Here is a 10190-nt window from a genome sequence, read left to right as displayed (position 1 = left end):
CAGAGAGACGGAAACCCAACAAAGAAAAGAAGAGAGAGAAAAAAGCACCCGCGCCGTCTCCCTTCCCACACCGCCACACCGTTGGGGGGGGTTTTCCCCCGCTTCCATTTCCGCCCGAGGCGCTGCTGACAGTCCCGCGCTGGTCGGTGCCGACGGCACAGGGGCGGGAGCGAGGCGCAGGGGTGCGCGGCCGGGGTGGTCGAGACGGATGGGAGCATTGCGGGCGTGCCCGTCGTACGCCGTCTGCCCGTGGTCAAGGACCTGACCTTGGTGACGGCGGGGGCGATGACCGCGAATGTGGCGGGATACCTGCTGCAGCTGCTCGCCAGCCGATGGCTGGGGGTGTCGGGATACAGCTCGTTCGCGAGCCTGCTGGCGGTGCAGATGCTGTGCGCGGTGCCCGCGCTCGCGCTGCAGAACGTGGTCGCGCGGGAGGTGGTGCGGGGTGCACCGGTGAGCGCCGCGCGAGAATTGACCGCGCGCTGCGCCGGCCTGGTCGCGGTGGTGGCGCTGGTGCTGGTTCCGGTGGTCGGCGCGGTGCTGAAGGTCGGCGTGGCGGCGTCGGCGGGTGCGCTGTGTTCCGCGCCGGCCTTGGTGCTGCTCGCGGGCGAGCAGGGAATCCTGCAGGGGCGCAGCCGATTCCGGGAGCTGGCCACCGTCCTGGGCGGAGCGGCGATCGTCCGGGTGACGCCCGCCCTGATCGTGCTGGCCTGCGGATTCGGTTCGGCGCCCGCGCTATGGGCCGGCGCGGGTGGTGCCACCCTGGCGGCGATCGTGGCCCGCCGGATCGCCGATCGCGCGCTGACCGACCACGGCCGCGAGGCCGACGCGATGCTGCCGAACGACAGCGACGGCAACACCTCCGGCTCGCCGACTTGGCCGAGTCCCGCTGTCACCGAGGAAGTTCCGGCCGTAGCCCCGCTCCCGGGAGCAGATTCCGGATCCGCGGCACCGCGCCGGACGGCGGCCCTGGGGCTCGGCGTGGCGGCGGTGTTCCGGGCCGTGCAGGTGCAAGCGGCCTTGACCGCTTTGTCGGCGGCGGATCTGCTGGTGTCGCGAATCATCCTGGACGAGAACGACGCCGGGCGCTACGCCCTGGGGGCCATTGCCGCGAAGATCGCGTTCTGGCTGCCGCAGGCGGTCGGCGTGGTGCTGTATCCGAAGATGGCGCAGCCGCAGCACTCCGTGCGTGCCGTGCGGTCGGCGCTGGCGGTGCTGGTGGCGATCGGGGCCGTCACGGTCCTCGGGGCGGCGGTGGCCGCACCACTGGCGCCGCTGTTCGCGGGGCGCGATTACGCACCGATCGAGGGACTGCTGTGGCTGTTCGCGCTCGAGGGCGCGCTGCTGGCGGTCCTGCAGGCCGCTCTGCTGTCGGCGATCGCCGCCGACCGGACGGCACCGGCCGCTATCACCTGGGTCGGGCTCGGCGTGGGGATCGCGGTCATGCTGACCTGCGCGCACTCGGTGCTGTCGCTGATCGTCATCGCCACGGCGACGGCCGCCCTCACGACGCTGGTGATCACCGGCCTGGCCCTGCGGGGCGCGCGCGACGAGACCGAGAACCCAACGCGGGTCCCCGAACTCGGGCCGAACGGAACGTAGGGTGCCGGTGTGAGTTCGCAGGGTCGGAAGCGGGGTTGGGTCAGGTTGGTACCCGCTGGGTACAGCCTGGCGCTCGCGCTGATCGTGCTGGGACCACTGCTCGGGTCCGGATACCTGCTGCTACGGGACGCGGTCAGTACACCGCGGTCGTTTCTCACCGATTCCGCACTGGGGCTCGGCGATGCCGCCCCGCGCGCCGTGCCACAGGACGCGCTGATCGCCGTAGGATCGACGGTGGTGGACGGCGGCCTCCTCGTCAAAGCGATACTGCTGACCGCGCTGTGGCTGGCCGGCTGGGGTGCGGCCTGCCTGGCCCGCGACCTGCTCCGCGTATCGCTGGGCCCGCAGCTGGTGGCGGCAACCGTCGCCATCTGGAATCCCTATGTGGCCGAGCGCCTTTTACAGGGCCATTGGAGCCTCCTCACCGGCTATGCGGCGCTGCCCTGGATCGCCCTGCTCGCCACTCGCTTACGGGCGCGCTCCGCAACCGCCGGCCGTTCGGGCGCGCTCGGTACGTGGGCCGCGCTGGCGGGGTGTCTCGCCGCGGCGGGGCTCACGCCGACCGGATCGCTGCTCGCGGGGCTGGTGGCACTGCTGCTGGTCGGCAAGCGGAATCTGCCTGTCACGGCGGCACTGTGGATCCTGTCGGCGGCCCCGTGGCTGACAGCGACGGCGCTGTCGGGTGCGGGCGCGGAACCCTCGGATCCCGCGGGCATCGCCGCCTTCGCCGCCCGCGCGGAACCGTGGCTCGGCACCCTCGGCAGCCTCGCAGGTCTGGGCGGCATCTGGAACAGCACCGCCGTACCCGGGTCGCGCACAACCTTCTTCGCACTGGTCGCAACTGTGCTCCTGCTCGCTCTCGTGGCAACCGGCGTACGCGCGGTCCTCGGCGCCGGCACGAACTCCGAATCTCGTTCAGGCGCAGCGGCCCACAACCTGGATCGGACCGACGTGCGGGCGGACGACACGGCCGAACCGGGTGCCGTGCCCGATTCGGATGTCGAATCTCGTCCGGGCGCAGCGGCTCACGACCCGGATCACACCGGTGTTCGTCCGAACGACAGGGCCGAACCGAGCAGCGTGCCGGATGGTGGAACTCCCCGGGATCCGATGCACGACGAGGCGCGGGTTGCGCGGCGGCGGCTGGTCCGGCTGGCGGTGGCGGCGATCGTGCTGCCCGCGCTGGGGGCGACCGGGTGGGGATTGTCGGCAGGTGAGTTTCTGGTGACCAAGGTGCCGGGGGCCGGGCTGCTGCGGGATACCCAGAAGTTCGTGGCGCTGGCCGTTCCTGCGTATGCCCTGTGCGCGGCCGCCGGATGCCGGGTGGTGGGGCGCTGGATTTCCACCATGGTCGTGGATGGTGTGAGCGCCGCGTCGCCGCGGGCGCGAACCGGCGGGGCCGCAGTGCTTTTCCTCGCGATCCTGTTCCTCACGCTGCCGGATCTGGCGTGGGGAGTCGGGGGCGCGCTGCGGCCGGTGCATTATCCGGCCGGATGGCAGCGGGTGGCCGACACGGTCGACGCGCCGGGTGATGTCGCGGTGCTGCCGGGCGGGATGTTCCGGAAGTTCCGGTATTCGGGGAGTGCGCCGGTCCTGGATCCGGCTCCGCGCATGCTGAAGCGAGATGTGCTGCAAACCGGTGAACTTCCCGTGCGCGGCGGCGTGGTGTCCGGCGAGGGCGAGCGGGCCCGGAAGGTGGAGAACCTGTTGTTGCAGGGCGGATCCGCGAACCGGCTGGCCGAGCTGGGGGTCGGCTGGGTGCTGATCGAGGGCGGTACACCCGGACCGATGGGTGAATCGAAAACCACTCTGGCGCAGTTGAATCCGGTCTACGCCGACCAGGATGTGCAGCTGTACCGGGTACCCGGCGATATCGCCGCCCACGACGCCTCGGCCGCGAACCGCCGCCTCTCGGGCGCCGCGCATCTGCTGTGGGCTGCGCTGCTGGCCAGCGGATTCCTCACCGCCGCAATCTATTCCGCGACGCGCCGGTCAGTCCCGCGGGAAGCCGAGCGCGAATCCCACCCCGATCACGACAATGCTGACTAACGCAATGACGAGAATGATCCACATGCCTCGATGCTATGAACCGTAGGACAAACGCGTCGCGGCTTTGCCGAATTGCGATGCCCGCGAATCACACTCGCGCGGGCGCGATCAGACCGCTCACCCGCTCGCCGCGCGTGACCGCGGACAGCACCTCGTAGACGCCGTTCCCGGTCTGCTCCCAGGAGAATTCCCGCGCCCGCGCCCGCGCCTTCTCCCCCAGCACCATCCGGGACTCCGGATCGCCGAGCAGTTCGCCCACGGCCTCGACGAGCTGGGCCGGATCGTCGACCAGCAGCCCGGTCACGCCGTCCACGATGGAGTCGGTGAGCCCGCGCGAACTGCGGTACCCCACCGTGGGCACCCCGTGCTGGGCTGCCTCGATGACCGCCAGCCCCCAGCCCTCTTTGCGCGAGGGCAGCACATGCACCCAGGCGCGGCCCAGCAGCCGGTGCTTCTCGTCCTCGTCGACGTGGCCGTGGAAGGTGACCGCGTCGGCGATCCCGAGCTCGTGCGCGTGGGCGCGCAGATTGGGGGCCCACCAGCCGTCGCCGACCACGTCGAGGTGCAGGCCCGGGATCCGCCCGCGCAGCCCGGCCACCACGGCCATGGCGTCCTCGATCTGCTTGTGCGGCACCAGCCGCGAGAGCACCACGATGCTGGGGTGCGCAGTGCGGGTGGCGTCGTCGCCGGCCGGCACCTGCGCGGGGATCGGTTCGGCGCCATTGCGCACCACCGCGATCCGCGTCCCGGCCACCCCGAGCGCGGCCAGCTCCTCGGCCGACGGCAGCGAAACCGTCAGGTACTGATTGCCGCGGTGCACACGCGGCGACAGCCGCGATTCGATCCACCAGCCGATCCGCCCGACCAGCCGCCCCGCCACCGGCCACTGCTCGCGGTGCCCGTGATGCACGAGCACCACGGTCGGCGCGGCCGTCGCGGCCCGGGCGAAGAAGGGGATGCCGTTCTGGGTGTCGATGACCGCGTCGGGCCGCAACCCCTTGAGCGGGCCGATCCCGAACCGGCCCAGCGCGATGGCCGCCAGCGCCCGCGGATACACCGTGAACCGCCCACCGCCCCGGCTGATCTCGATGCCGTCGATCGACTCCCGCCTTGCCGCACCCGGATAGCCCGCGGTCCGCAGCGTGACCTTGACACCGCGCGCGGCCAGCTGTGCCCCGACCTGCTCCAGATACCGCTCACTCCCGCCACCTTGTGGATGCCCGGTGTCGCGCCAGCACAGCAGCAGCACTTCACGCACGGGCGAATCTCCAGGGGGTCAGGGTGGGTCGGGGACAGGCAGACAATGGGCTCCACCATATAGCCCGCCCGCCCGTTCCGGGCCAGCAGCGGTCATCCGACCTGCACGTGCCGCGAATCGATGCCGGGGTGCGAGGTTGCGAGCGGGTGTCCGGGCCGGTGCGCGGCTGTGCGAAACTTGCCGCCGTGCTTCGAGCCGATCAGACCAGACCGCGCCGCCCGCGATTCGCCCGCCGGGCGACGCTGCGCCGGTCGCTACGGCTGCTGAGCAGTTTCCGGTTCGAGCAGACCGATCCGGCCGTGTTCTACGGCGGGGTGGCGGCCGATACCGCCGATCTGGTGTCGGACTTCTACCGGGATCTGACCGGGAATTCGCTGCGCGGGACGATCGTGCTGGATGTGGGCGGCGGGCCGGGCTATTTCGCGGAAGAGTTCGGCCGGGCGGGAGCCCGCTATCTGCCGGTGGAGCCGGATCCGTCGGAGATGCACGCGGCCGGTCTGCGGGTCGCGGGCTCGGTGCGCGGGTCGGGAATGGCGCTGCCGTTCCGCGATGACGCGGTGGAGGTCTGCATCTCCTCGAATGTGGCCGAGCACGTGCCGCAGCCGTGGGTGATGGCCGCGGAGATGCTGCGGGTCACCAAACCCGGTGGCCTCATGGTCTTTTCGTACACGGTGTGGCACGGGCCGTTCGGCGGCCACGAGACCGGGCCGTGGCATTACCTGGGCGGGGAGTACGCGGCGCGGCGGTATCGGCGCAAGCACGGGCGGGAGCCGAAGAACCGTTTCGGGCGGTCACTGTTCGCGGTGCGGGCGGCCGAGGGGGTGCGGTGGGCGCGCGAAACTCCGGACGACATCGGGATTCTCGCGGTGTTCCCGCGCTATCACCCGCGCTGGGCCTGGTGGATGGTGCACGTCCCGGTACTGCGGGAGTTGCTGGTCAGCAACCTGGTCGTGGTGGCGACCAAGCGGCCGCGGTCAGCCTATGGAGAATCCGCGCCGCCAGATCCGGCGTAGGCCGGTGCAGGGTTCGGGTTCGCCCCACGGTGACTCCTGGGTAGCCAACCCGACCGTCTCCAAGGCGGTCAGCCCGACCTGACCGGCGAGGGCGTTCACGGTGGCAACCGCTTCGGCCGCCTGTAATGCGGCGGCGGCTTGCTCGGTGGTCAGGGTCCGGCCCGGCAGGAAGGACACCACCCAACCGCCTGCGCCGACGCTTTTCGCCTGATGCGGCGTGAGATCACTGGTCATCAGCGATCTGCCGACCACTTGCACCGCCATGACTCGGACTCCCCTGTGCGGTAACGGTTCATGAATCGAGCGAGCTATCCACGGTAGCTATAAAGCATGCTCGCTGCGGCTGCCGAATGCAATAGTGCGTTCGGTGAAAAGCGAACCAACAGGTCGGAATTCGATATTGCGGACTGCTACCAGTTTGCCACAAGGATGCGGAATGACTTACACCCCTGCGCATCCGGAGTAGATCAGTCCTCGGGCAACTGAAGTCGCAGGACGGGTTGCCCTTTCCGGACCGTCGGATAGGTCGCCTCCACCACCTCGACGCGCCACCCCGGCGGCAGCACCCGCTGCAACTGACCCGCAGCCCGCTGCATAGGAGTGCTGGCGCCCGGTGAGTCGACATCGGACAGCTCACCGAGCAGGAAGTCGTCGAGGCGCACATCGGACATGCGGGGGATCTACCTTTCGAAGAGCTAATAACTAGCAACCGACCGGATTGGTGGAGAAAGGTGTACTGGGCCGAGCATAAGCCACGGCCTGGCAACCCCGAATCCGAATCAGGTTTCGCCGCGCCGGTAACCGGGCGGCTTAGAAACCGAGGAGTCCTATTTCAAAGAAGATCCCGGTCAGCGGGACATTTGCCCCACATGCGGGGGACAGCGCCGAACGCAAAACTGTAACGTGTTCTCATGGAGTACCAGAGTCTGTTCATCGGTGGCCGCTGGACCGCGCCGGCCGGCGCCGACACCCTGCCCGTCGTCTCGCCCGCAACCCTGGAAACCGTCGGCAGCGTGCCCGTCGTCACCCGCGCCGACGTCGACGCCGCGGTCGCCGCGGCCCGCCGGGCCTTCGACAGCGGACCCTGGCCGGCCACCCCGCCGGAGGAGCGCGCCGCCCTGCTGACCCGCGTCGTCGCCCTGCTCGATCAGAAGGCCGGCGACCTCACCGCCGCCCTCTCCGCCGAGATGGGCGCGCCCGCCCTGGCCGCGAGCACCCTCAACTACGTCCCCGCCCGCGCCACCCTCGACTTCTACGCCGGACTCGGAAAGTCCTTCCCCTGGACCGAATCTCGCACCGGTCTGTTCGGCACCACCCGGGTCTCCCGCGAACCGGTCGGTGTGGTCGCCGCGGTCATCGCCTGGAATGTCCCGCTCTTCCTGGCCGTCAACAAGCTCGCGCCCGCCCTGCTGGCCGGCTGCAGCGTCGTCCTCAAGCCCGCGCCGCTCACCCCGCTGGCCGCCAACCTGCTCGCCGACATCTTCGCCGAGGCCGGGCTGCCCGAGGGCGTGCTGTCGGTGCTGCCCGCCGAGGCCGACGCCGCCGAATACCTGGTCTCCCACCCGGGCGTGGACAAGGTCACCTTCACCGGCAGTACCGCGGTCGGCCGCAAGATCGCCGCCATCGCGGGCAGCCAGCTCAAGCGCTGCTCGCTGGAACTGGGCGGCAAATCCGCCGCGATCCTGTTGCCCGACATGGACATTGCCGACATGCCCAAGCTCGCCTTCGCGGGCCTGATGAACAGCGGCCAGGCCTGCGTGGCCCAGACCCGCATCCTCGCCCCGCGCGGCCGCTACGACGAAATCCTCGACGCCCTCACCGCTTCCGTGGGCCTGTTCCCGGTCGGCCTGCCCGATGACCCCAATGCCCAACTGGGCCCGCTCATCTCGGAGAAGCAGCGCGAGCGCGTCGAGGGCTACATCGCCAAGGGCCAGGACGAGGGCGCGCGCCTGATCCTGGGCGGCGACCGCCCCGCCGACCTCCCCGGCTGGTACATCCGCCCCACCGTCTTCGCCGACGTCACCAACGCCATGACCATCGCCCGCGAGGAGATCTTCGGCCCGGTCCTCTCGGTCCTCCCCTACGACACCGAGGAGGAGGCCGTCGCCATCGCCAACGACAGCGACTACGGCCTCGCCGGCTCGGTCTGGACCACCGACATCGAACACGGCGCCGCCATCGCGGCCAAGGTCCGCACCGGCACCTACGCCATCAACTGGTACGCCTTCGACCCCTGCGCCCCCTTCGGCGGCTACAAGACCTCCGGCATCGGCCGCGAGAACGGCCCCGAGGGCCTCGACGCCTACTGCGAGCAGAAGTCCCTGCTGATGCCCATGGGCTCCTGACCCACCCGCAGAGACAAAACGGCTCGCCCGCACTCACAGTGCGGGCGAGCCGTTTTCGTCATGCCTTCAGCCGAGACGCTGCTTCAGGGCCTCGAACTCGTCGCGGATGCCGGAGGGCAGCTTGTCGCCGATGAACTCGAACCACTCCTCGATCAGCGGGATCTCCCGCTTCCACTCCTCGACGTTGACCGCGAGCGCCTCGTCGACGTCGGCGGTGTTCACGTCCAGGCCCTCGAGGTCGAGGTTGGTGGCGGCCGGGACATTGCCGATCGGGGTGGCCTCGGCCTCCGCGGTGCCCTCGATGCGGTTGACGATCCACTCCAGCACGCGGGAGTTCTCGCCGAATCCGGGCCACAGGAAGCGGCCGTCCTCGCCGCGGCGGAACCAGTTGACGTAGAAGATCTTCGGCAGCTTCTGGGCGTCGGCGTTCTTGCCGAGGTTGATCCAGTGGCCGATGTAGTCACCCACGTGGTAACCCATGAACGGGATCATGGCCATCGGGTCGCGGCGCACGGTGCCGACCTTGCCCTCGGCGGCGGCGGTCTGCTCCGAGGACAGGGTGGCGCCCATGAACACGCCGTGCTGCCAGTCGAAGGACTCGGTCACCAGCGGGACGGTGGTCTTGCGGCGGCCGCCGAAGAGGATCGCCGAGATCGGCACGCCCTGCGGGTCGTCCCACTCGGGGGCCAGGGTCGGGCACTGCGACATCGGGGTGCAGTAGCGCGAGTTCGGGTGCGCGGCCAGGGTTTCCGACTCGCGCTCGTACCAGTCGTTGCCCTTCCAGTCGATCAGGTGATCGGGCTGGCCCTCCAGGCCCTCCCACCACACGTCGCCGTCGTCGGTCAGCGCGACGTTGGTGTAGACGGTGTTGCCCGCGTCGATGGTGGCCATCGCGTTGGGGTTGGAGGAGTGGTTGGTGCCGGGCGCGACGCCGAAGAAGCCGAACTCCGGGTTGACGGCATAGAGTTGCCCGTCCTTGCCGAAGCGCATCCACGCGATGTCGTCGCCGAGGGTCTCGGCGCGCCAGCCCGGAATGGTCGGCTGGATCATGGCGAGGTTGGTCTTACCGCAGGCCGACGGGAACGCGGCGGCCACGTAGTACGCCTTGTTCTCCGGCGAGATCAGCTTGAGGATGAGCATGTGCTCGGCCAGCCAGCCCTCGTCGTGCGCCATGGCCGAGGCGATGCGCAGCGAGTAGCACTTCTTGCCCAGCAGCGCGTTGCCGCCGTAACCCGAACCGTAGGACCAGATTTCGCGGTCCTCGGGGAAGTGGGTGATGTACTTGGTGTCGTTGCACGGCCACGGCACGTCGGCCTGGCCCTCGGCCAGCGGCGCGCCCAGCGAGTGCAGCGCCTTCACGAACGGCCGGTCGGTGCCGAGCTTCTCCAGGGCGGCCTTGCCGGCGCGGGTCATCACGCGCATCGACACCACGACGTACTCGGAGTCGGTGATCTCGACGCCCAGCTTCGGGTCCTCGGCGCCCAGCGGGCCCATGCAGAAGGGCACCACGTACATGGTGCGGCCCTTCATGGAGCCGCGGTACAGCTCGGCCATGGTGGCGCGCATCTCGGTCGGGTCGACCCAGTTGTTGGTCGGACCGGCGTCGGCCTCGGTCTTCGAGCAGATGTAGGTGCGGGATTCGACGCGGGCGACGTCGGAGGGGTCGGAGAGGGCGAGGAACGAGTTGGGCTTCTTGCTCTCGTTCAGCTTCTTGAAGGTGCCCGCCTCGACCAGCTTGGTGGTGAGGGCGTCCCACTCCTCGTCGGAACCGTCCGACCAGACCACGCGGTCGGGCTGGGTGAGTTCTGCGACCTCCTGTACCCAGGCAAGCAGTTCCTTGTGCTCGGTGGGCGCGGTGCCATCGTGAAGACCAGGAATGGTCGCTGAGGTCATGAAAACTCTCCTGAGATGGGCAGCCCCGGT

At 69.8% G+C, this 10190-nt stretch carries 8 protein-coding genes; 4 read left to right on the top strand and 4 right to left on the bottom strand.

All coding sequences use genetic code 11. From position 1 onward, the window contains the following. Positions 1 to 225 precede the first annotated feature (225 nt). A complete protein-coding gene (locus ACFXN1_RS30450) occupies positions 226 to 1602 on the top strand; it encodes a polysaccharide biosynthesis protein (protein WP_379445339.1) in 1377 nt (458 codons plus the stop codon). A gap of 45 nt (positions 1603 to 1647) precedes the next feature. Next, a complete protein-coding gene (locus tag ACFXN1_RS30445; protein ID WP_379445343.1) occupies positions 1648 to 3651 on the top strand; it encodes a hypothetical protein in 2004 nt (667 codons plus the stop codon). A gap of 88 nt (positions 3652 to 3739) precedes the next feature. On the opposite strand, the gene ACFXN1_RS30440 is transcribed toward ACFXN1_RS30445, so the two are convergent. Next, complete coding sequence (locus ACFXN1_RS30440; RefSeq protein ID WP_379402907.1) at positions 3740 to 4909, bottom strand: glycosyltransferase family 4 protein; 1170 nt, start codon at positions 4907 to 4909, stop codon at positions 3740 to 3742. A gap of 185 nt (positions 4910 to 5094) precedes the next feature. Between ACFXN1_RS30440 and ACFXN1_RS30435 the strand changes: the two genes are divergently transcribed. Further along, complete coding sequence (locus ACFXN1_RS30435; RefSeq protein WP_379445341.1) at positions 5095 to 5922, top strand: class I SAM-dependent methyltransferase; 828 nt, start codon at positions 5095 to 5097, stop codon at positions 5920 to 5922. Here ACFXN1_RS30435 and ACFXN1_RS30430 read toward each other — a convergent pair. After that, positions 5884 to 6186 carry a hypothetical protein gene (locus tag ACFXN1_RS30430; protein WP_379402909.1) on the bottom strand — a complete coding sequence of 101 codons (303 nt, stop codon included), beginning with the start codon at positions 6184 to 6186 and terminating at the stop codon, positions 5884 to 5886. The genes ACFXN1_RS30435 and ACFXN1_RS30430 overlap by 39 nt on opposite strands. 203 nt (positions 6187 to 6389) lie before the next feature. Then, positions 6390 to 6593 (bottom strand): hypothetical protein, encoded by a 204-nt coding sequence (locus ACFXN1_RS30425; protein ID WP_379402910.1) that lies wholly within the window; start codon positions 6591 to 6593, stop codon positions 6390 to 6392. 240 nt (positions 6594 to 6833) lie between these two features. On the opposite strand from ACFXN1_RS30425, the gene ACFXN1_RS30420 reads away from it, so the two are divergent. After that, positions 6834 to 8267, top strand: a complete 1434-nt coding sequence (locus ACFXN1_RS30420; RefSeq protein WP_379445342.1) for an aldehyde dehydrogenase — start codon at positions 6834 to 6836, stop codon at positions 8265 to 8267. A gap of 66 nt (positions 8268 to 8333) precedes the next feature. Here the strand turns inward: ACFXN1_RS30420 and ACFXN1_RS30415 are convergent, their stop codons facing one another. Beyond that, on the bottom strand, positions 8334 to 10160 hold the full coding sequence (locus tag ACFXN1_RS30415) for a phosphoenolpyruvate carboxykinase (GTP) (protein WP_379435430.1): 1827 nt from the start codon (positions 10158 to 10160) through the stop codon (positions 8334 to 8336). Positions 10161 to 10190 lie beyond the last annotated feature (30 nt).

It is taken from the genome of Nocardia sp. NPDC059154 (assembly GCF_042755705.1).
Taxonomy (GTDB): Bacteria; Actinomycetota; Actinomycetes; order Mycobacteriales; family Mycobacteriaceae; genus Nocardia.
This window is presented reverse-complemented; position numbering and strand designations above follow the sequence as displayed.

Excerpts from the sequence above, each read along its gene's own strand:
- ACFXN1_RS30415 (WP_379435430.1), bottom strand. The coding sequence starts at position 10,160 with ATGACCTCAGCGACCATTCCTGGTCTTCACGATGGCACCGCGCCCACC.
- ACFXN1_RS30425 (WP_379402910.1), bottom strand. The coding sequence starts at position 6,593 with ATGTCCGATGTGCGCCTCGACGACTTCCTGCTCGGTGAGCTGTCCGAT.
- ACFXN1_RS30430 (WP_379402909.1), bottom strand. The coding sequence starts at position 6,186 with ATGGCGGTGCAAGTGGTCGGCAGATCGCTGATGACCAGTGATCTCACG.
- ACFXN1_RS30420 (WP_379445342.1), top strand. The coding sequence starts at position 6,834 with ATGGAGTACCAGAGTCTGTTCATCGGTGGCCGCTGGACCGCGCCGGCC.